The sequence below is a fragment of the Streptomyces sp. NPDC029292 genome (assembly GCF_055569295.1).
The window spans coordinates 1-21,369 of record NZ_JBVHXR010000009.1; the positions used below are offsets into that span (position 1 = coordinate 1).

Below are 21,369 nucleotides of genomic sequence, written 5' to 3' on the forward strand. Positions count from 1 at the left end.
GGGTGTGGGGGGGGGGGAGGAGGACTTTTCCCTCTCCTAACGCGGGGTTGCCGCACCCCCCCCCCCCCCCCCCCCCCCCCCCCCCCCCCCCCCCCCCCCCCCCCCCCCCCCAACCCCCCGTCAGCCTCCGGCAGGCCCTGACGTGCCGGCGAGGGCGTCCAGGTCGCTTTTGCGGACCCGGATGACCAGCCCGGCCGTGACCAGGGCCAGTACGGCCATCGCGGCCGCCGGGATGAACGCGGTGGAGATGCCCTGGGCGAGCACCTCGTGACCCCAGGGAGCGGGTAGCTGGTGTGTCTTGGCGAACTCAGCCTTCTGCTCGGCCGAGCCGTTCGCCAGGAACTTCGGCATCTGCTTCTCCGCCTCGTCACGGCTGGCCGAGCCGAAGACCGTGGTGAGGATGGAGAGACCGAGCGAACCGCCCACCTGCTGCGTGGCGTTGAGCAGACCCGAAGCCGCGCCCGCCTCGTGCTGGGCGACACCCGAGACCGCGGTGACCGTCAGCGTCACGAAGTTCAGGCCCATGCCGAAGCCGAACAGCAGCATCGGGCCGAGTACTCCGCCGAGGTACGAACTGTCGGGGTTGATGAACGTCTGCCAGCCGAGTCCGAGCGCGACCAGCGTCGAGCCCACGACCATGAACGGCTTGGGGCCGAGCACCGGCAGGAACCGCTGCGACAGACCCGCGCCGATCGCGATCGCTACCGTCACCGGGAGGAAGGCCACACCGGCCGAGATCGGGCTGTACCCCAGCACGTTCTGCACGAAGAGCACGATGTAGAAGAACATGCCGAACATCGCCGCGGCCAGGCTCAGCATGATCACGTACGTGCCCGAGCGGTTGCGATCGGCGAACATCTTCAGCGGGGTGATGGGCTCCTTGGCCCGCGTCTCGGTGATCCCGAAGCCCACCAGCAGCACCACGGCCGCCGTGAAGGACCCGATCGTGAGGCTGTCCCGCCACCCCTCCTCCGCGGCGCGGATGAAGCCGTACACCAGGGAGGCCATCCCGGCCGTCGAGGTGAGTGCACCGGCGATGTCGAAGCGACCGGGATGGCGTTCGGACTCGTTGATGTACATCGGCGTGAGCACGGCGATCAGGACGCCGATGGGTACGTTGACGAAGAGGACCCACCGCCAGTCGAGCCACTCCGTGAGCATGCCGCCGGCGAGCAGACCGATGGCGCCACCGCCGGCCGAGACCGTGGCGAAGACCGCGAATGCCCGGTTCCGCTCCGGGCCCTCGGGGAATGTCGTGGTGATGAGCGCCAGCGAAGTCGGCGACGCTATCGCGCCACCGACACCCTGCAGAGCGCGCGCGGCCAGCAACTGCCAGGGTTCCTGGGCGAGTCCGCCGAGCAGCGAGGCGAAGGTGAACAGCAGGATGCCGGTCATGAAGACCCGGCGCCGACCGAGGATGTCACCGGCGCGGGCGCCAAGGAGCAGCAGGCCACCGAAGGTGAGGGTGTACGCGCTGACCACCCACGTCAGGTCGGTCGTAGAGAATTTGAGCGCGTCTTGAATGTGCGGGAGTGCGATGTTCACAATCGTCGCGTCGAGTACCACCATGAGTTGGCAGGCCGCGATGACGGTGAGTGCGATGCCGGGGTGCCCCTCCCGGCGGGCCGCTCCCGGCTTGGGGCGCTTTGGGTCCTGAATCAACTGAGAGGTTGTCACTATGGGTCCCCCACAAGTGCGTTAGTGAACGCTCGCGTTCACTGTCGCGTCAACGGTAGTGAGTCCCCTTCAGTGAACGCAAGCGTTCACTGAACTCGCTTCCGTGTGGCGTCAGTCGACCGCTCGCCCTTCCCCCGAAACCCCGCTCCCCCATGCACAACGGAGACACTCAGATGGTTACTTCGCGTTGGACGGCCGCCCCCGCTCAGACGGCCTCCCTGCGCCGGCGCGGTGCCGTGCTCGAACGCGCGATCCTCGAGGCCGCGCTGGAGCAGCTCAGTACGGTCGGCTGGAACGGCCTCACCATGGAGGGCGTCGCCGCGGGCGCCCAGACGGGCAAGGCCGCGGTCTACCGCCGCTGGCCGTCCAAGGAGGACCTCGTCGCGGACGCGCTCAAGGCCGGACTGCCGCGCCTGACGGAGGCTCCCGACCTCGGGAGCGTCCGGGCGGACCTGTTGGAGCTGTGCCGGCGGGTGCGTGAGGCGATGTACTCGCAGCCCGGTTTCGCGCTGCGCTCAGTGCTTCACGAATGCGATGCGTCTCAGGCTGAACGCTTTCACGGTGTGATCCTCGGCGGAGTCGTCGAGCCGACCATGCATCTGCTCCGCGAGGTCATCCACCGCGGTATCGAGCGGGGAGAGGTGCGGCCCGACGCCGCGAACAGCTATGTCTTCGACGTCATCCCGGCGATGATGATGTACCGCTCAAAGGTGTGCGGCAGCGAATGGAGCGAGCAGGACCTGGAGCAAATGATCGACCAGTTGATGGTCCCGCTGCTGCGCCCGAACGCTGCCTGATCGACTCCGGCGGGCATGCCCTGGTTGCTCGGGGAAACCTGGGTGTCGCGAGGGCCTCCGGGCGGCGTAGGCTGAGGGCGCTATGCCCTACGAACCACCTACCCACACCGTCGAGCGCTCCCTCCGCGCCACGACCGGAGCGAAGATCATTGCCGGTATCGACGAGGTGGGGCGGGGTGCGTGGGCCGGCCCGGTCACCGTCTGCGCCGCCGTCACGGGACTGCGCCGTCCGCCCGACGGGCTCACCGACTCCAAGCTCCTCACCGTCAAGCGGCGTACCGCGCTCGCAGCGGAGTTGGAGAAGTGGGTGACGTCGTACGCCCTGGGGCACGCCTCTCCGGAGGAGATCGATGACCTGGGGATGACGGCCGCGCTGCGCCTGGCGGCCGTACGAGCCCTGGAAGCCCTGCCGGTCCGCCCCGACGCGGTCATTCTCGACGGGAAGCACGACTATCTCGGTGCTCCCTGGCGCGTCCGTACGGTGATCAAGGGCGACCAGTCCTGCGTGGCCGTCGCGGCGGCCTCGGTGATCGCCAAGGTTCAGCGCGACAAAATGATGGCCGAACTGGGCATCGACCATGCAGACTTCGGTTTTGCGGCCAACGCCGGGTATCCGTCGCCGGTCCACAAGGCCGCGCTGGAGGAGCGGGGCCCCACCCCGTACCACCGGCTGTCGTGGGCGTATCTTGATGCGTTGCCCCAGTGGCGGCACCTCAAGAAGGTCCGCAGCTGGGCGGACGGAAGCGTTCCTGCGATCGAGGGCCAGCTCGGCTTCGATTTCTGACGGTTCCGCTCGCACTCATGTGCCACCCGCCGACGCGAGTCGCACCGGCGTTTGATAGATATCAGCTCATGCCTCTCATTCCCGAGGAGCCTCAGATTCACGAGAGTGCCCAGGGTCCCCGCGCTACCCCGGCCAGTGGCCGCACCGCGCCGACCCCCCGTCCCGTACCCGGCCCCCGTCCCGCGGCTCCGCCGCGTCCCGGCCGTCCGGGTCCTGTCCGGCCGATGCCGGCCCAACGCACCCCGCGCGAGCCGGTCGTAGCCACGCCGGGGCCGTCCGCCCCGGCGGCCGCGCCCGCTGCCGCCACCCCGCAGATCCAGCTGATCCCGGCCTCGGCCGAGGGTGCGCTGGACGCCGCCGAAGAAGCCGTCGACCTGCTGCTGGAGTCGGGCCGTGCCCCTGGTGAGGTGCTGGTGATCACCACCGGCGAACCGCACCCGTGGGCCGCGCACGAGCTCTCCTTCGGCGAGGCCGCGTACTGGGGGCAGCACGACACGGGCGACGACGTCTTCTACGCCGACGCCTCCGTAGCGGGCCGGGCCGCGTCCCGTCCCGTGGTCGTGGTCGCCGTCAACGGCGGTCCCGACGCTGCCGCCGTCACCGCGCTGCCACTGGCCCTCGGCCGGGCCGGCGCCCTGCTGATCGTCTGCGGCGACCCGCAGCAGATCAACTCGGTGCTGGGCGCGGGGGTCTGAGCGGGTTCCGGACGCCGTCCGGGATCCGTTCGGGGGGACGCTGAGGGTGCCGCTGCGGCGGCACCTGCACGGCGGTCATTTCGGCGTGCCTGCAGTGCGTCCCCGTATGCCGGGGTCCTGTCGTACCTCTGTCACCTGGGGCGTACGTCTGCCTTACGTCCCTGGAGCGGGCCTGTTCCACGGCGCTGCTCCATCGGCCGCCGAACCACCGTCCGGTTGTCTCCTCGCGCGTCCGTCCTCGCTGCTCATCGTGAGGTGGCCGCCGCCGCGCGGGTGGGCGGACACGGATCACGCTCTACGCCGGTTGGGCCGGCGCCGTTGGAGCCTCAGCGGGCGGCCGCCCGGCGCAGCACCTCCGACGCGACGCCTCCGGTGCGTGGCAGCGGCGGCAGCGCCTCGGCCATGGCGAAGGACTCCGGCGGTGAGTCCGCGTTGGGGCGGCGACCGCCGCGGCCTTCGCCGAGGACCTGCCAGCCGTCACGCGTCAGGGTGATGTACGCCCCGCAGCGCAGCCCGTGGAGCGTGCAGGCGTCCCGCAGCCCCCACATCCACGCCCCGTCCTCCTCCGTCCAGCGCGCGTCGCCGTCACGGCAGTAGAGCAGCACTGCCGTGCGCACCGGAGTGCGGCGGCGCAGGTCGTGCGGGATGACCCGGCGCAGCTGCGCGAGCAGCGCGTTGCGGAACATCCAGCCGTCGGCCGGAGCCGGACGCCGGGTGAACGAGGCGCTCGCCCTCAGCCGCTCGTCCGGATCGAGAACGGCCACGACCGCGGTCGCGGGCCTGGGCCGGTGCCGGGCGTGCAGTCCGCTGACGACCTCCCGGGGATTGCGCAGCAGCGGAATCCCGGCGGAGGCCCATTCGGCGGGTTCGAGCATCCGGGTCAGTGGGTTGGCGGAAGCGGCGGACAGGTCGGCAGACGTCGACATGGATGCCGCCGAGGACGGAGCGAATCCGAAGGTCACGGTCCTCCCTTCGGCTACGCGCCCACACTGCGGGCGGGATCGGACTTGGGGGAGCGCACGCCGCAGCAGAGCCCTACCGGACCACGGGCGAGCCGTGCGGGGAGCGGACTTCAATTCTTCCTGCCGAACTTGGTTGCGGCAACGAGCAATTGGGGCCACAGACCGTTTTCTGGCGATGCGGCGCATATATCCCTGCCCACTGTTCTTGTGGGCGACACGTGGGTCACGCCTGTACAGCCAGGACCAGCGGCAACACCCCCTGTGCACCGGCCCGCCGGAGCATGCGCGCGGCCACCGCGAGCGTCCAGCCGGTCTCCGTCGCGTCATCCACCAGCAGGACGGGGCCGCCGGCTTCCTTCAGGGCGGTGGCCAGCTCGGGCGGCACGGTCAGCGCTCCGTCGAGAGCCTTGAGCCGCTGAGCGCTGTTGCTCCGGGAGATCTGCGACACCTCGCCGACGTACTCCACGGACCCCAGCAGCGGCAGTCGGCCGATCTCCGCGATCCGCGTGCCCAGGGACTGGATCAGCCGAGGACGCGAACGCGAGGCCACGGTGACGACGCCGACCGGGCGCGGCTGTGCGTCGGGCTGCCCCGAGGCCCAGCCACCGGGCCCCTTCGCCCAGTCGGTCAGTACACCCACCACGGCCTTCGCGACATCGTCCGGTACGGGGCCGTCCGGGGCTTGGGGCGCGAGCATCGGCCGCAGCCGGTTGCCCCAGCCGATGTCCGAGAGTCGCCCCAATGCGCGCCCCGGTGCGGCCTGTTCGCCGGCCGGGATACGTCCCTTCAGGTCGACACCGACCGCCGGCAGACCTGTTGGCCACATCTTCCGGGGCTCGACCTCGACGCCCGCCCGGCCGAGCTCGCCCTTCGCCGCGTCCAGCGCCGCGGGGGACACGGACGCCTCGAAACGTGCTCCCGCGCAGGTGTCGCAGCGCCCGCACGGCGCCGCCCCTTCGTCGTCCAGCTGCCGTCGCAGGAACTCCATGCGGCAGCCGGTCGTCGTGACGTAGTCGCGCATCGCCTGCTGCTCGGCCGCCCGCTGCTTGGCGACCCAGGCATAGCGCTCTGTGTCGTACGTCCATGGAGTGCCCGTGGAGATCCAGCCGCCCTGGACACGCCGCACCGCCCCGTCCACGTCGAGCACCTTGAGCATCGTTTCCAGACGGGACCTGCGCAGTTCCACCCGCGGTTCGAGGGCGGGCAGCGAGAGTGGCCTCTCTGCGCGGGAGAGAACGTCCAGCGTGCGGCGCACCTGCTCCTCCGGAGGGAAGGCGATCGACGCGAAGTACTGCCAGATCGCCTCGTCCTCCTTGCCCGGCAGGAGCAGCACCTCGGCATGCTCCACACCGCGGCCGGCGCGCCCGACCTGCTGGTAGTACGCGATGGGGGAGGAGGGCGAGCCCAGGTGCACCACGAATCCGAGGTCGGGCTTGTCGAAGCCCATGCCCAGCGCGGAGGTGGCGACCAGGGCCTTGACGCGGTTGGCGAGCAGGTCTTCCTCGGCCTGCTGGCGGTCCGCGTTCTCCGTCTTCCCGGTGTACGACGCCACGGTGTGCCCGCACTGGCGCAGGAACGCGGTGACCTCCTCGGCGGCGGCCACGGTGAGCGTGTAGATGATGCCCGAGCCCGGCAGGTCGTTCAGATGCTCGGCGAGCCAGGCCATCCGGTGGGCGGCGTCCGGCAGCCGCACTACACCGAGGCTCAGGCTCTCCCGGTCCAGTGGGCCCCGCAGGACGAGCGCGTCCGTGCTGGCTCCGGTGCCCAGCTGCTCGGCCACATCGGCCGTCACGCGCGCGTTGGCCGTCGCGGTGGTGGCCAGGACGGGGACGCCGGGCGGGAGGTCGGCGAGCATGGTGCGCAGTCGGCGGTAGTCCGGCCGGAAGTCGTGGCCCCAGTCGGAGATGCAGTGCGCCTCGTCGACCACGAGCAGGCCGGTCGCCGCGGCCAGCTTGGGCAGCACCTGGTCGCGGAAGTCGGGATTGTTGAGCCTCTCCGGGCTCACCAGGAGAACGTCGACCGTGCTCGCGGCGACCTCGGCCTGGATCGTCTCCCACTCCTCCGTGTTGGACGAATTGATGGTCCGCGCGTGGATTCCGGCGCGCGCGGCCGCCTCGACCTGGTTGCGCATGAGCGCGAGGAGCGGCGAGACGATCACCGTGGGCCCTGCGCCCCGCTCGCGCAGCAGCGCGGTCGCGACGAAGTACACCGCGGACTTGCCCCAGCCGGTGCGCTGCACGACCAGGGCTCTGCGCTTGTCGGCCACCAGCGCCTCGATGGCGCGCCACTGGTCCTCACGCAGCCGGGCCTCGCCCGCCCGGGCGCCGACGAGGCGGGCCAGTACGGCATCGGCCGCGGTACGCAGGTCTTCGTCGGGCGTGGGTCGCGGGTCGTCGTTGTTCATGGCTCCATGCAACCCGATGGGTCGGACATCGCGCGAACGAGCCGGGCGAGCTGTGGACAACTCTTGTCGTGATCATGGTCGTGGTTATCCACAGGTCGAAGCGGAATTTCGAGATCCGCGGGATGGTCACGGCATGACGAATCACGACGAAGCGGCCGGCAGGTCCGGCGACGGGTACATCAGCGGGCACGACCGTTACGACGGAGAGGGTGAGCTCGACAGGTACGACGGAGGGGGTGAGCCCGACAGGTGCGACGGAGGGGGTGAGCGCGCCGGGGAGAGTGGGCCAGATGATCGGCCAGCTGATCGACCGGGTGGTCGGCAAGGATGCGCGGAGCAGGATCTGTCCGGCGGGCACGGCGCGCATAGCGGGAATCGCGGGCGTGGCGGGCACGGGGGTCAGGGCGGTCAGGGCGGTCAGGGCGAGTACGCGGCTTGCGCGGAGCACGACGCGCCTGTGGATCGGGCGGGACGGGGCGAGCCCACAGGACTTGAGGGGCGCGATGGGTCCGCCGGTCACGCGGGGGATGGCCGGTCCGAGCGTTACGCGGGTCACGGCGTCGCGGGCGGCGCGCCTCAGGTCACCCTGCGTACCCCGGCCGAGCTGGCCGACGCTCTGCCGTACTTGCTCGGGTACCGGCCCGAGGACAGCATCGTGCTGGCCGCCCTGCACGACGGGGAGCGGCGCGGCCGTTTCGGCGGGCGTGCGCGGCTCGGCATCCCCGCCCATGCGGATGACTGGTCCTCCGTGGCCGAGCAGCTGGCGCGGGGGCTGGTGACGGGAAGCGAACGCAGAGGTGCCCGGCCCGAGAGCATGGTCGCCTACCTCTGCCAGGAACCGGGCAGCGGCGAGTCGGGGCGGGACGTCATGGAACGGCTGCGCCCGCTGGCGCAGTTGCTGCGTACGGTCTGCGGTCGCCTCGACGTCCCCGTGATCGAGGCCTTGTGCATCTCCGACGGCCGCTTCTGGTCGTACTGCTGCCCGGGCCAGGGATGCTGTTCGCCCGAGGGTGAGTCCATGGGTCTGCCCGGGACCTCCGTCCTTGCCGCCGCAGCGACCTATGCGGGCATCCAAGTGAGGGGATCCCTAAAGGAATTGACCGCGAGGTTCCTCCCCTGGGAGACGGCGGCCGCGCTGGAACAGGAGCTCGCGCTCGATACGGCGAGCATGGCCCTCGTCCCCAGGATCCTGGACGGCGAGAGCCGCGCCGACGTGGCCGAGGAGGCCCTCGAACTGGCCCGGCAGATCATCGGTCGGCTCGCAGACGCTCCGGCCGTGTCCGGCGCGCGTCCGGCGGACCTGCGCGACGACGGACTCCTGGAGCATGAGGAGGCCGCCACCCTGATCCTCGGACTCCAGGACCGCACGACCCGCGACCGCGCCGCGGAGTGGATGGAAGGCGACGAGGCCGGCCCGGCCCTGCGCCTGTGGCGAGCGCTCGCCCGCCGCTGTGTCGGCCCCTACCGCGAGCACGCCGCCGCACCCCTCACGCTCGCCGGGTGGGTCGCGTGGTCGACCGGGGACGAGTTGGAGGCCCGCGAGGCCCTGGGTATGGCGCTCGGAGCCGACCCCGACTATCTCTTCGCCCGGCTCCTGCACCAGGCGTGCAACGAGGGCCTGGACCCGGAATCGATCCGCCGCTGCCTGCGCGCGGAGCGCACCGGCCGCGCCCCAGAATCGCCGGGACAGCCCACCGCTCTCCCGGCGCCGCGGGAATCAGCTGAACCGGTGCCGGCCTCCGGGCGGCCCGGACCCGCGACCCAGCCGTCGGCGACCGCCACCCGACGCCGACGCCGGACCCGCCCGGCAGGGAATGCTGGAGCCCGTCCGAGTCGACGTTCTCCCGGGGCAGCCCGTGCCGGTCGGCGTCGGCCCGCCGGCGAGGTCGCACCTGCCGGAGAGGGGCCGGGGCGCGCGGCTGAGGGCGTGCGCGGTCGGTCTCGGACCCGGCGTGAGGGCGGTCGGCACGGTACGGGGGAGGACATGTGAGTGTCGGGACCGGTCCGTCACGCCACCGCCATTCGGTCGGCTTCCCCGGCCGAGGGCGTGACCCCGAGCAGGGCCGCTCCGTTCACCTGAGTGGTGGAACCCGTGGCCGGGCCGCGCCGCCGCAACGTCCCCGCCCCTCCGGAGCCCCCTACCCGGCGCCGAGCGCGCCCAAGGCGCACCGAGCGTGGAGGAAGCTGCCCCATGCCCTTGCCCACCCCGTCCTCGGCCCCCGACGGTCACCGTCGGCCGTTTCCCAGGACCGCTCAGCCCGTCACGCGTCGAAGCGGCCCGCCGGCCTCGGCCCCGCTCGGGGGATTGGACGGCGTTTCGCCCTCCTACGCGGGGGCGGGTGGCCCCGCGGCTCCCCAGGCGTGGCTTTCTGCGCCGCGCCGGATCGTGGACCTGCCGCCGACCCACACGGCCCTGATCTGTGTCGCCCTGCCAGGACTGGCAATCTCCACGGAGCAGGGCCAGCTGACCGGCCGCGGGCTGGAGGGGTTCTACCGCGCGGGACGGCGGATGCTCTCCCGCTGCCAGGTGCGGGTCGCCGGGCGCGAACCGCTCGCCGTGCAGGCCCGGATGCTCGCGGCCGACCGTGCCCGCTTCGTGGGGACGCTGCGCGCGTCCGCCGAGGCGGGCCCGGACCCGGACGTGGTCGTCGAACGGACACGGCACGCGGACGGCACGGAGCTGATCTCCCTGCAGAGCGCGGCCCCTCGTACCCTGCGCCTGCCCGTGGAGATCGCCCTCGGCACGGATCTCGCGGAACTGAGCTCGGTCGCCTCGGGCCGGGCCGGGCCCGAACTGCCCGCCAGCGTCCACGACTCCGGCCTGCGCTGGTCCTGCGCCACGGGGCACTCGGCCGTCACCGCTCACCCGCCGCCCACCGACGCCCTGGCCTCGGCGGGACTGCTGCGCTGGGAACTCGAACTGCCGCCGGGTGGCACCCGGATCGTGGAGTTGCGCGTACGGCAGGACAGTGCGGGACCCATCAGAGCGGTGGGACGCGGCACGACGAGCCCGTTCGCCCAGGCACGGGCAGCGGGCGACGACCCGCGGACCCAGGCAATCCTGCACACGTGCGTGGAGGATCTTCAGGCCCTGTTGTTGCGCGATCCCGGGCACCCGTCCGACACGCACCTCGCGGCAGGGGCCCCATGGCGGTGCGGGCTGGCACCGGCCGAGGCGCTTGTCGCGGCGCGAATGACGTTGCCGCTCGGTACGCGTCTCGCCGCGGGCACCCTGCGGACCCTCGCCCGCACTCAACTCGTCGGCACGGGGCCGCAGTCCGGGCTGATTCCCGGACCGCGCCGGGACGCGGGCCCGCACCTGCCGCCGGGCTGTACGGCGACCGAGGCGACCCTGTTGTTCCCCGTGCTCCTCGCGGAGGCCCGGCGCTGGGGGCTCGTGGAGCAGGAGGTCGAGGAGCTGCTGCCCACGGCCGAGCGGTGCCTGGAGTGGCTGCGGACCACCGTCGGCGACGGCACCTATCTGCCCGACCCGGACCCCGGCGGGCCGCTTCGTTGCGAGACACAGGCGCACGCCCACCGGGCGGCACTGCTGGGCGCCGATCTGCTCGACGCGCATGGTCGGCCGGGTGGCTCGGGGCTGCGGCAGTGGGCCCAGGAGGTGCGGAGCGCGTTCCGCGACGACTTCTGGGTCGAAGACTGGGGCGGAGGCAGACCGGCGGCCGCCCGTGCCCCGGACGGGCGCCTGCTCCCGCACCTCGGTTCGGGCACGGTCCACCTCCTCGACACCGGTCTGCTCGGTTCTGGAGGACTGGCCCCGGGCCTGCTCGACAAGGTGCAGACCGAGCAGTTGGCGCGGTTGCTCGGTGGTCCGGCCATGGACTCGGGCTGGGGGCTGCGCAGCCTGGGGGCGAACGAGGCGGCGTACAACCCGTTCGGTCATCGCGGTGGCGCCGTGCGCGTTCAGGACACGGCGGTCGCCGTCGCGGGGCTGGCCGCGGCGGGCTACGAGAAGGAGGCGAGCTCGCTGCTGCGGGGCGTGCTGGCGGCGGCCGAGGCGTTCGGGCACCGGCTGCCCGAGATGTACGCGGCGGAGCAGCGCACGGAGGGGAGCACCCCGCTGCCCCACCCCGCGGCCTGCCGACCGGCGGCCACGGCCGCGGCCGCCGGGGTGCTGCTTCTCGCCTCCCTCGCCGGGATCCGCCCCGATGCCCCGGCCGGGACGGTGACACTGCGCCCGGTCCGCAGCGCACCGCTGGGCGAGATCGTGCTGACGGGACTGCGGATCGCGGGCGCCTCCTTCTCCGTACGTGTCAGCAGGCTCGGCCTCGCCATGGTCGAGGAGGCGGCCGACGGGCTGCAGTTGGGAGTGTGACCTTGCGGGACGCGTCCCCGGCCGGTGACCGATAGCGGCCGCTGAGACCCGTACCGGACGGAAGTGGATCAACCGTGGATGCGGTCGCCGAAGGGAGTGTTTATCGTCAGGCAGACGACTATGATCGCGGCATGCCCTACGACCCGTCGGCCTTTCCGCCCTTCGCCGTGACCGTGGACCTGGTCGTGCTGACCGTGCGTCGCCATGCCCTGTGTGCGCTGGCGGTACGGAGGGGCGAGCAGCCGTTCCAGGGGCGATGGGCGCTCCCCGGCGGCTTCGTACGGCCCGATGAGGATCTGGCGCAGGCGGCGGCGCGTGAGCTGGTCGAGGAGACCGCACTGTGCGCCCACGACCCGTCCGCCCCGGCGCAGGACAACGGCGCGCACCTGGAGCAGCTCGCGACGTACGGCGATCCCAAGCGTGACCCGCGGATGCGAGTGGTCAGCGTCGCCCATCTCGCGCTCGCCCCCGATCTGCCCGCGCCCAGGGCCGGCGGCGACGCCAACAGCGCGCGCTGGGCCCCCGTCGAGGAGCTGCTCCAGCAGGGCGGTTACGGCCGCGACGGCGAGCAGGCGGCGCCCCTGGCCTTCGACCACGCGCAGATCCTCTCGGACGGCGTGGAGCGTGCCCGGTCCAAGATCGAGTACTCCTCGCTGGCCACCGCCTTCTGTCCGACCGAGTTCACCGTCGGCGAGCTGCGCCGTGTGTACGAGGCCGTGTGGGGCGTGGCGCTCGACCCGCGCAACTTCCACCGCAAGGTGACGGGCACGCCGGGCTTCCTGGTGCCCACGGGTGGCACGACCACGCGTCAGGGCGGCCGCCCCGCCCAGCTCTTCCGCGCGGGCGGCGCGACACTGCTCAACCCGCCGATGCTGCGTCCCGAGGTCTGACGAGGGGCGGGGAGTGCCGGTCTGGTCTGTGGCAGCTCGGGTGCGCGCTGAAGCGGTGAGGCCTGGCCGAGGCGAGTCTCAAGATGCCCGGAAAACCGGAAATATCGCGCTATCTTGCTTAGGGTGATCCAGGCCATCGGACTGACCAGTAACGCCCGCAAGGAGCTTCCGCCCGCCGTCGACGACGTGTCCTTCGAGGTGCGCGCGGGCCGCGTCACAGCGCTCCTCGGAGCCCCGGACGCAGGCAAGACGACGGTGCTGAAGCTCATGCTCGAACTCCAGCAGGGCCGCGGAATCACCTACTTCAGAGGCCGCCCGCTGCACCGGATCGCCCATCCGTCGCGTGAAGTCGGCGTGCTCCTGGGCGAGGTTCCCGGCCATCCGGCGCGGACGGTCCGCGGCCAGCTCCGCATGCTGTGCGCCGCCGCCGGCGTACCCGTGCAGCGTGCGGATGAAGTCCTGGAGGTGGTCGGGCTCGTCAGCCTCCGCGACGAACGCCTGGGCACGCTCTCGCGCGGCATGGACCGCCGCCTCGGCCTGGCGTGCGCACTGTTGTCCGACCCGCACACCCTCGTCCTCGACGACCCCGCCAACGGGCTCTCCGCCCGCGAAGGCCGCTGGCTGCACGGGATTCTGCGCGCACACGCCGCCCAGGGCGGCACCGTGTTGTTCACCACGGAGGACCCCAAGGAGGCCGCGGGAACGGCCGACCAGGTCGTCACGCTGGAGGAGGGCCGGCTCCTCGCCGACCAGGACGTCGCCGATTTCGCCCGTACCCGGCTGCGCCCTCGGGTCGCCGTCCGCAGCCCGCACGCCGCCCGTCTCAGCGCCCTGCTGACCAAGGAGGCCCGTACCGCGCAGCGTTCCCTCGAGGTCGTGCGCGAGGACGGCAACCGGCTCTCGGTGTATGGAAGCACCTGCGCCGACGTCGGCGAGACCGCCTTCCGGCACGGCATCCTCGTACACCAACTCGCCGACGAGATCGGGGACATGGGGCCTGCTGTCGCGCCGCCCGCCGAAGGGGACGCGGATACGACCGACGAGCCGCGTCCGGCCGAGACACTGGCCGCGGACGCGGTGTCCCCGCTCCCGCCCCCCATCTCCGTACGCCAAGCCCCCAGCCCCCTGCGTCCCCTGCGCTACGAACTACGGCGCGCCGCCGGAGTCGGCACCGGTTATCTCACCGCGGCCGCCGTTCTCGTCAGCTCCGCCCTCCTGGCCGTGCTCCTGGCCAGAATCGGTCACACACCCCAGTCGCGCCTCCTGGCCGCGTGGCCGGAGGGGTTTCCCCTTCCGCCCGCCGCGCTCGGCGCGGGACTGCTCGGCGCCATCGCCTTCGGTGAAGAGTTCCGCCACCCTGCCCTGGCCGCGGACCGCGGCACCGTCCCCCGCCGCCTGGGACTGCTCGCCGCCAAACTCCTCCTCGCCTCGACCACCGCGCTGACGCTGGCCTTCCTCACCGTGGGATGCGACCTCGAAGTGCTCTACCTCGTCTACGGACGGGAGCTCACCGGAGTTCCCGCCGACTGGCTGCCCATGAGCGCGAGTTGGCTCGGTCTCGTGGTGGGCTGTGCCTGGGCGGGTGTGCTGGCCGCGGGCCTCTTCCGGTCCACGACCGCCGGGCTCGCGGCGGTGCTCGCCGTGCCGATTGCTGTCGTACCGCTCGTACAAAAGGCCTTGGAGGGGCCGTCTGTGCGGACCGCGGCCGGGTTCCCCGGGAGGCTGCGCGAGCTGGTGCTGATGCAGTGGCCGTTCGGAGGCGAGCGCTATCTGGCGGCTGGGGTGCATGTCATCACCCAACCCGTGGGCGGTGCACTCATGTTGTCGCTGACCGCCCTGCTCTGCGCATATCTGCTCACGACCCTGCGGAGCAGGGTCCGATGACGACCGTCCGCATCCTTCCTTTCCCGCCGTGCGCACAACTCCCCGAAGAACGCCCATTTCTTTCCGATAAGGCGTCAATTGCGACGGGGTGAGCGATCACCCTTTCGTGTGCTTTTCACCAAAGACCTCAAGGGAGTTGGAGACAGCGCCGACAAAGGATCCGTGAGTACCCTTGCGCAGACCATGATGACCGCCGCCCGCTCCGCAGACTCCGGCCTGGCCGGCCCGGGCGAACTTGACCGCTACCCCTATGCCGAGGCCCCTGGTGCCGACCGTGTCGGCACCCCCGCGTGGGAGAGCGCGGACCCGGAGCTGGGCCGCGTGGGCCGACGCGCCGCGGGCAGCCGCGGACGAGGGCTGCATGGCCAGCTCGTCCAGCAGCTGGGACAAATGATCGTCTCCGGTGACCTGGGCGCGGACCGCCCGCTCGTCCCCGAGGAGATCGGTCAGCGGTTCGAGGTCTCCCGCACCGTCGTCCGCGAGTCGCTCCGCGTCCTGGAGGCGAAGGGACTGGTCAGTGCCCGCCCCAACGTCGGTACGCGCGTGCGCCCCGTCAGCGACTGGAACCTTCTCGACCCGGACATCATCGAGTGGCGGGCCTTCGGGCCGCAGCGCGACGACCAGCGGCGTGAGCTGAGCGAGCTGCGCTGGACGATCGAGCCGCTCGCCGCACGGCTCGCCGCCGGGCACGGGCGCGAGGAGGTCCAGCAGCGGCTCGGTGACATGGTCGAGATCATGGGCCATGCCATGGCGCAGGGTGACGCGCTCACCTTCTCGCGGGCCGACGCGGAGTTCCACTCGCTGCTCATCCAGCTCGCGGGCAACCGGATGCTGGAGCACCTCTCCGGGATCGTGTCGGCTGCTCTCCAGGTCTCCGGGGGGCCCGTTGCTGGCTGTGACCGGCCGAACGAGGCCTCCCTGGGGCACCACGCCCGGATCGTCGACGCCCTCGCCGCGGCCGACGGCGCGGCGGCCGAGGCGGCCATGCGTCAACTGCTCACCGTTCACCCCGAGGTGGATCGCGTGGTGCCCGCGCCGCGCGAGCACTGACCGCGCACCGAGGGCGGCGCGGTCGGGCAGGTGTGTCCCGCCGTGGTATCGCGTGGCCGGCGAACCATCTCCCGCCGGGACCCCGTCGGATCCTTCTTGGACCCGGCGGGGTCCCGGCGGGTCGATCGGGCGGCGCGATCGGGCGGCGAGCCACCGACTGACCACTTTTGACCGTATCTGGCCGCTTTTGAGCGCTTACGGGGTGTGACTCGGGCCACGCAGATTGGGCGTAACGCTCCTCGGAACAGCGCGATGACCTAAGAGGTGACAGCCGAGGAGGGAATACAGACGCCGTTTGCGGCGCTGTGCATCTTCCCGGCCCCGCCCGCGCCGTCGGCCCATCCCCAAGTCGGCGGTCGTCGGCTCCTGTCCACAGTGGACGGGGCCGGAAGCCGTTTTCCAACGTTCCGAGAGGTTGTTCGTGTCGGCCAGCACATCCCGTACGCTCCCGCCGGAGATCGCCGAGTCCGTCTCTGTCATGGCGCTCATTGAGCGGGGAAAGGCTGAGGGGCAGATCGCCGGCGATGACGTGCGTCGGGCCTTCGAAGCTGACCAGATTCCGGCCACTCAGTGGAAGAACGTACTGCGCAGCCTCAACCAGATCCTCGAGGAAGAGGGTGTGACGCTGATGGTCAGTGCCGCGGAGCCCAAGCGCACCCGAAAGAGCGTCGCAGCGAAGAGTCCGGCCAAGCGCACCGCCACCAAGACGGTCGCGGCGAAGACGGTGACCGCCAAGAAGGCCACCGCCACCGCCGCCCCGGCAGTGCCCGCCGCCGACGATCCGGCTGAGGACGCGTCCGCCAAGGTCGCTGCCAAGAAGACGACTGCCAAGAAGGCCGTCGCCAAGAAGACGGTCGCCAAGAAGACGGCGGCCAAGAAGACCACCTCCAAGAAGGACGACGCCGAGCTCATCGACGACGAGGCGGCCGAGGAGGTCTCGGGCGCCGGCAAGCCTGGCGAAGAGGAGGAGGAAGGGGCCGAGAACAAGGGCTTCGTCCTCTCCGACGACGATGAGGACGACGCGCCTGCCCAGCAGGTCGCCGTGGCCGGTGCCACTGCGGACCCGGTCAAGGACTACCTCAAGCAGATCGGTAAGGTCCCGCTGCTCAACGCCGAGCAGGAGGTGGAGCTCGCCAAGCGCATCGAGGCCGGTCTGTTCGCCGAGGACAAGCTGGCCAACGCCGACAAGCTCGCCCCCAAGCTCAAGCGCGAGCTGGAGATCATCGCCGAAGACGGGCGCCGCGCCAAGAACCACCTCCTGGAGGCCAACCTCCGTCTGGTGGTTTCCCTGGCCAAGCGCTACACCGGCCGCGGCATGCTCTTCCTGGACCTCATCCAGGAGGGCAACCTCGGTCTGATCCGCGCGGTGGAAAAGTTCGACTACACCAAGGGCTACAAGTTCTCCACGTACGCCACCTGGTGGATCCGTCAGGCGATCACCCGAGCGATGGCCGACCAGGCCCGCACCATCCGTATCCCGGTGCACATGGTCGAGGTCATCAACAAGCTCGCACGCGTGCAGCGTCAGATGCTCCAGGACCTGGGCCGTGAGCCCACCCCGGAGGAGCTGGCCAAGGAGCTCGACATGACCCCGGAGAAGGTCATCGAGGTCCAGAAGTACGGCCGCGAGCCCATCTCGCTGCACACCCCGCTGGGCGAGGACGGCGACAGCGAGTTCGGTGACCTCATCGAGGACTCCGAGGCCGTCGTCCCGGCCGACGCGGTCAGCTTCACGCTCCTCCAGGAGCAGCTGCACTCCGTGCTCGACACCCTGTCCGAGCGCGAGGCGGGCGTCGTCTCGATGCGCTTCGGTCTCACCGACGGTCAGCCGAAGACCCTCGACGAGATCGGCAAGGTGTACGGCGTGACGCGTGAGCGGATCCGCCAGATCGAGTCCAAGACGATGTCGAAGCTGCGTCACCCGTCGCGCTCCCAGGTGCTGCGCGACTACCTCGACTAGGCCTCGGCCGTACGTCACTGAGGGCCCGGCTCCCGCGAGGGAGCCGGGCCCTCAGTGCGTCTGCTCGGCGTGTCCGTGGAGTGCGGCGTATCGCGCGCTGGATCACTGTGGGTTTTCCATGACCATCCCAGAGTGAGGAGCGCACATGCGCCGTCCCTTTGCCTCAGCGCTGGCCCTCGTGGCCGCCGCGGCCTTGATACCTCTCGCGTCCCCCGCCCCAGCGGCGGCCGACAGCATCGTCATCGGCGGCTATCCGGTCGAGATCTCCGCGAGTCCATGGATGGTGGCGCTGTCCAGCCGTGACCGGTTCGGGGGTACGCGCGCAGGACAGTTCTGCGGGGGAGTGGTGATCGCCCGGTCGATGGTCCTGACGGCGGCCCACTGCCTTGGCTCGGACGTACTGGGCACGCCGCCGCACCAGGTCCGTGACCTGAAGGTCATCGCGGACCGGGGGGACCTGCTGTCGAACGACGGCACGGAGATCCCGGTGCGCGACACCTGGGTGAACCCCCAGTACGACAGCTATACGAACGCCGGGGACTTCGGCGTGCTCACGCTCGCCTCGCCGCTCCCTGAGAGCTCGGTCATCCATATGGCGTCCTCCGGGGATCCCGCGTACGAGCCGGGTACGGCCGCCGTGGTCTACGGCTGGGGGGATACGACGGGCGGTGGCGACTATGCGCGCAGTCTGCGGGCCGCACGCGTGAATGTGCTCCAGGACGCGGCCTGCGAGGAGGCCTATCCGGGCAGCGCGGACGGCGCGTACCAGGCGGCGTCCATGCTGTGCGCCGGCGAGCGCACGGGCGGGCGGGACGCCTGCCAGGGGGACAGTGGCGGGCCGCTGGTGGCCCAGGGGCGGCTCATCGGCCTCGTGTCGTGGGGAAGCGGCTGTGGGCGCGCAGGGAGCCCAGGCGTCTACACGCGGGCCTCAGACGCTGTCAGGGCGCTCGGAAAGAGCCGCTGAGCGCGACGAGCGCTGCGGTACGAGTACGGGCGGCCACTCCCTGTGCCCAGGGAGTGGCCGCCCGCTCACCGGCCTGATGCCGGCACTCGCTCGTCGTTGATGCGAAGTGTCAGCGTTCTTCGTCGTTGACGCTTTCCGGAACGGACGTCAGTCGCTCCGTCTCGTCCTGTATCTCAGCGGCGATCTTCTTGAGTTCCGGCTCGAACTTGCGACCGTGGTGGGCGCAGAAGAGCAGTTCTCCGCCGCTCAGGAGGACGACGCGCAGATATGCCTGGGCGCCGCAACGGTCGCAGCGGTCAGCGGCCGTCAGCGGGCTCGCGGGGGTCAGAACAGTAGTCACGTCGCCTCTTCTCTAGCTCGACGAGCTGTCGTACCAGGGTCAACATCCAACCAGGCCGAAAACGTTCCCGCTCGCGGCTTTTCCTCGAAAATTTCTTTCCGGGCCAGCTGTCTGCTGCCGGTTGGCGGCGAATGAGCCGTATTGCGTGTCTTTGTGTCTGTACGGGTTCGCGCTGTCTGTCGGGTGTCGGTCCTCCCGGCTGGGTTGCCGGTTGTTCATGAGGACGTGCCCGGAGCCTAAATGGTTCATGCCTGGAAGGGAACGTGATATGTACTTCACTCCATCGAGGGATCGAACACCCATACGACTCTGGACTAGTCTGAGTTCAAGCGAGGGTGGCGTTACAACGGCTCTACCAGGCCTCGGTACCCTCTGAGCGGCGACCGAAGCCGGGCCCTTACCCAAAAGGGTCCCACCTGAAATTCAGCGAGGAGCGAACCGCGTGACCGCCGAAACGTCCGTGCCGTCCACAGCGCTGCTGACCGGAGCAGACCGGGACGGTTCCAACTACACCGCGCGGCATCTGCTTGTCCTCGAGGGGCTCGAGGCTGTGCGCAAGCGCCCGGGCATGTACATCGGGTCGACCGACAGCCGCGGTCTGATGCACTGCCTCTGGGAGATCATCGACAACTCCGTCGATGAGGCCCTCGGGGGCTACTGCGACCACATCGAGGTGATCCTGCACGACGACGCCTCGGTGGAGGTGCGGGACAACGGCCGCGGCATCCCCGTCGATGTCGAGCCCAAGACCGGCCTCTCCGGCGTCGAGGTCGTCATGACCAAGCTGCACGCCGGCGGCAAGTTCGGCGGCGGCTCGTACGCGGCCTCCGGCGGTCTGCACGGCGTGGGCGCCTCCGTGGTGAACGCGCTCTCCGCCCGCCTGGACGTCGAAGTGGACCGCAGCGGCCACACCCACGCGGTGAGCTTCCGGCGCGGCACCCCGGGAGCGTTCAAGGCGGACGGTCCCGACGCCGCCTTCGACGCGACGGGCGGGCTGCGCAAGCTCAAGAGGATCCCGAAGACTCGCACCGGCACGCGCGTGCGTTACTGGGCCGACCGCCAGATCTTCCTCAAGGACGCCAAGCTCTCCCTGGAGAACCTGCACCAGCGCGCTCGCCAGACCGCGTTCCTGGTTCCCGGCCTCACCATCGTCGTCCGCGACGAGTACGGGCTCGGCGAGGGCGGCAGCAAGGGCGAGGAGTCCTTCCGCTTCGACGGCGGCATCAGCGAGTTCTGCGAGTACCTGGCCACCGACAAGCCGGTCTGTGACGTCCTGCGCTTCTCCGGGCAGGGCACCTTCAAGGAGACGGTCCCGGTCCTCGACGACCACGGGCAGATGACGCCGACCGAGGTCACCCGTGAGCTCGGCGTCGATGTCGCAATGCGCTGGGGTACGGGATACGACACGACCCTGAAGTCGTTCGTGAACATCATCGCCACCCCCAAGGGCGGCACCCATGTCGCGGGCTTCGAGCAGGCCGTCGCGAAGACGATGAACGAGGTACTGCGGGCCAAGAAGCTGCTCCGCGTCGCCGAGGACGACATCGTCAAGGACGACGCCCTTGAAGGCCTGACCGCCGTCGTCACCGTGCGTCTCGCCGAGCCGCAGTTCGAGGGCCAGACCAAGGAGGTCCTCGGCACCTCGGCGGCCCGCCGCATCGTGACGAACGTGGTCACCAAGGAGCTCAAGGCGTTCCTGACCTCCACGAAGCGGGACGCGGCCGCGCAGGCCCGGGTCGTCATGGAGAAGGCCGTCGCCGCCGCCCGTACGCGCATCGCGGCCCGCCAGCACAAGGACGCGCAGCGTCGGAAGACGGCCCTGGAGTCCTCCTCGCTGCCCGCCAAGCTCGCCGACTGCCGCAGCGACGACGTGGAGCGCAGCGAGCTGTTCATCGTCGAGGGCGACTCCGCGCTCGGCACGGCCAAGCTCGCCCGGAACTCCGAGTTCCAGGCACTGCTGCCGATCCGCGGCAAGATCCTCAACGTTCAGAAGGCGTCCGTGACGGACATGCTGAAGAACGCCGAGTGCGGCGCGATCATCCAGGTCATAGGAGCCGGGTCCGGCCGGACCTTCGACATCGACGCGGCGCGCTACGGGAAGATCATTCTTCTCGTCGACGCCGATGTCGACGGCGCGCACATCCGGATTCTGCTGCTGACGCTGTTCCAGCGGTACATGCGGCCGATGGTCGAGGCGGGGCGGGTGTTCGCCGCGGTGCCGCCGCTGCACCGCATCGAGCTCAGCCAGCCCAAGAAGGGGCAGGACAAGTACATCTACACGTACTCGGACCGTGAGCTGCGGGAGACGTTGCTGGAGCTGCAGCGCAAGAACGTGCGGTACAAGGACTCGATCCAGCGTTACAAGGGTCTCGGCGAGATGGATGCCGACCAGCTGGCCGAGACCACGATGGATCCGCGGCATCGGACTCTGCGTCGGATCAACATCTCCGATCTGGAGGCGTCCGAGCAGGTGTTCGATCTACTGATGGGTAATGATGTGGCTCCGCGTAAGGAGTTCATCTCCAGCTCGGCGGCGACGTTGGATCGGTCGCGTATCGACGCGTAGGCGTTGCGGACTGGGCGTGGCGGGCCGCCTGCCGCTGGGTGGGCCGGGGCCGTGCCGGGTACT

Annotated in this window: 15 protein-coding genes; 11 read left to right on the plus strand and 4 right to left on the minus strand. The window is 70.7% G+C overall.

Going from position 1 to position 21,369, the window contains the following annotated elements; genetic code table 11:
• Positions 1-120: 120 nt before the first annotated feature.
• Positions 121-1,677: an MFS transporter gene (locus tag ACZ4WS_RS20470; RefSeq protein WP_467982282.1), complete on the minus strand. Its 1,557-nt coding sequence runs from the start codon at positions 1,675-1,677 to the stop codon at positions 121-123.
• A 173-nt stretch (positions 1,678-1,850) separates the two neighbouring features.
• Here ACZ4WS_RS20470 and ACZ4WS_RS20475 point away from each other — a divergent pair, with 173 nt between their 5' ends.
• The 3 genes from ACZ4WS_RS20475 to ACZ4WS_RS20485 all read left to right on the plus strand — a co-directional run bounded on the left by ACZ4WS_RS20475 (position 1,851) and on the right by ACZ4WS_RS20485 (position 3,953).
• Positions 1,851-2,474: a TetR/AcrR family transcriptional regulator gene (locus ACZ4WS_RS20475; RefSeq protein ID WP_467982284.1), complete on the plus strand. Its 624-nt coding sequence runs from the start codon at positions 1,851-1,853 to the stop codon at positions 2,472-2,474.
• 82 nt (positions 2,475-2,556) lie between these two features.
• Positions 2,557-3,258, plus strand: a complete 702-nt coding sequence (locus ACZ4WS_RS20480) for a ribonuclease HII (protein WP_467982286.1) — start codon at positions 2,557-2,559, stop codon at positions 3,256-3,258.
• 68 nt (positions 3,259-3,326) lie between these two features.
• Complete coding sequence (locus tag ACZ4WS_RS20485; RefSeq protein ID WP_467982288.1) at positions 3,327-3,953, plus strand: hypothetical protein; 627 nt, start codon at positions 3,327-3,329, stop codon at positions 3,951-3,953.
• 326 nt (positions 3,954-4,279) lie between these two features.
• Here ACZ4WS_RS20485 and ACZ4WS_RS20490 read toward each other — a convergent pair whose 3' ends face one another.
• Together ACZ4WS_RS20490 and ACZ4WS_RS20495 are read right to left on the minus strand one after the other, a co-directional pair.
• A complete protein-coding gene (locus ACZ4WS_RS20490; RefSeq protein WP_467982290.1) occupies positions 4,280-4,915 on the minus strand; it encodes a hypothetical protein in 636 nt (211 codons plus the stop codon).
• Between the two features lie 223 nt (positions 4,916-5,138).
• Positions 5,139-7,319 (minus strand): RecQ family ATP-dependent DNA helicase, encoded by a 2,181-nt coding sequence (locus tag ACZ4WS_RS20495; protein WP_467982292.1) that lies wholly within the window; start codon positions 7,317-7,319, stop codon positions 5,139-5,141.
• A gap of 457 nt (positions 7,320-7,776) precedes the next feature.
• Here ACZ4WS_RS20495 and ACZ4WS_RS20500 point away from each other — a divergent pair, with 457 nt between their 5' ends.
• The 7 genes from ACZ4WS_RS20500 to ACZ4WS_RS20530 all read left to right on the plus strand — a co-directional run bounded on the left by ACZ4WS_RS20500 (position 7,777) and on the right by ACZ4WS_RS20530 (position 18,400).
• A complete protein-coding gene (locus tag ACZ4WS_RS20500) occupies positions 7,777-9,309 on the plus strand; it encodes a DUF4192 domain-containing protein (RefSeq protein ID WP_467982293.1) in 1,533 nt (510 codons plus the stop codon).
• 393 nt (positions 9,310-9,702) lie between these two features.
• Entirely contained in the window at positions 9,703-11,652 is a 1,950-nt protein-coding gene (locus ACZ4WS_RS20505) for a glycogen debranching N-terminal domain-containing protein (RefSeq protein ID WP_467982753.1), read from the plus strand.
• 131 nt (positions 11,653-11,783) lie between these two features.
• Complete coding sequence (locus ACZ4WS_RS20510) at positions 11,784-12,542, plus strand: NUDIX hydrolase (RefSeq protein WP_467982295.1); 759 nt, start codon at positions 11,784-11,786, stop codon at positions 12,540-12,542.
• A 123-nt stretch (positions 12,543-12,665) separates the two neighbouring features.
• Positions 12,666-14,426 carry an ABC transporter ATP-binding protein gene (locus tag ACZ4WS_RS20515; RefSeq protein WP_467982298.1) on the plus strand — a complete coding sequence of 587 codons (1,761 nt, stop codon included), beginning with the start codon at positions 12,666-12,668 and terminating at the stop codon, positions 14,424-14,426.
• A gap of 162 nt (positions 14,427-14,588) precedes the next feature.
• Positions 14,589-15,476 carry a FadR/GntR family transcriptional regulator gene (locus ACZ4WS_RS20520; RefSeq protein ID WP_467982300.1) on the plus strand — a complete coding sequence of 296 codons (888 nt, stop codon included), beginning with the start codon at positions 14,589-14,591 and terminating at the stop codon, positions 15,474-15,476.
• A gap of 421 nt (positions 15,477-15,897) precedes the next feature.
• Positions 15,898-17,436, plus strand: a complete 1,539-nt coding sequence (locus ACZ4WS_RS20525; protein WP_467982301.1) for an RNA polymerase sigma factor — start codon at positions 15,898-15,900, stop codon at positions 17,434-17,436.
• Positions 17,437-17,581: 145 nt separating this feature from the next.
• Complete coding sequence (locus ACZ4WS_RS20530) at positions 17,582-18,400, plus strand: S1 family serine peptidase (protein WP_467982303.1); 819 nt, start codon at positions 17,582-17,584, stop codon at positions 18,398-18,400.
• A 109-nt stretch (positions 18,401-18,509) separates the two neighbouring features.
• Here ACZ4WS_RS20530 and ACZ4WS_RS20535 read toward each other — a convergent pair whose 3' ends face one another.
• Positions 18,510-18,740, minus strand: coding sequence for a DUF7455 domain-containing protein (locus ACZ4WS_RS20535; protein WP_121406526.1), 231 nt, complete (start codon positions 18,738-18,740; stop codon positions 18,510-18,512).
• Between the two features lie 442 nt (positions 18,741-19,182).
• On the opposite strand from ACZ4WS_RS20535, the gene ACZ4WS_RS20540 reads away from it, so the two are divergent.
• Positions 19,183-21,306, plus strand: coding sequence for a DNA gyrase/topoisomerase IV subunit B (locus tag ACZ4WS_RS20540; protein ID WP_467982306.1), 2,124 nt, complete (start codon positions 19,183-19,185; stop codon positions 21,304-21,306).
• The last annotated feature ends 63 nt before the right edge of the window (positions 21,307-21,369 follow it).

Bases quoted from the DNA above. Each gene is read 5' to 3' on its own strand.
- ACZ4WS_RS20475 (WP_467982284.1), top strand. From the start codon at position 1,851: ATGGTTACTTCGCGTTGGACGGCCGCCCCCGCTCAGACGGCCTCCCTG.
- ACZ4WS_RS20480 (WP_467982286.1), top strand. From the start codon at position 2,557: ATGCCCTACGAACCACCTACCCACACCGTCGAGCGCTCCCTCCGCGCC.
- ACZ4WS_RS20485 (WP_467982288.1), top strand. From the start codon at position 3,327: ATGCCTCTCATTCCCGAGGAGCCTCAGATTCACGAGAGTGCCCAGGGT.
- ACZ4WS_RS20495 (WP_467982292.1), bottom strand. From the start codon at position 7,319: ATGAACAACGACGACCCGCGACCCACGCCCGACGAAGACCTGCGTACC.
- ACZ4WS_RS20510 (WP_467982295.1), top strand. From the start codon at position 11,784: ATGCCCTACGACCCGTCGGCCTTTCCGCCCTTCGCCGTGACCGTGGAC.
- ACZ4WS_RS20530 (WP_467982303.1), top strand. From the start codon at position 17,582: ATGCGCCGTCCCTTTGCCTCAGCGCTGGCCCTCGTGGCCGCCGCGGCC.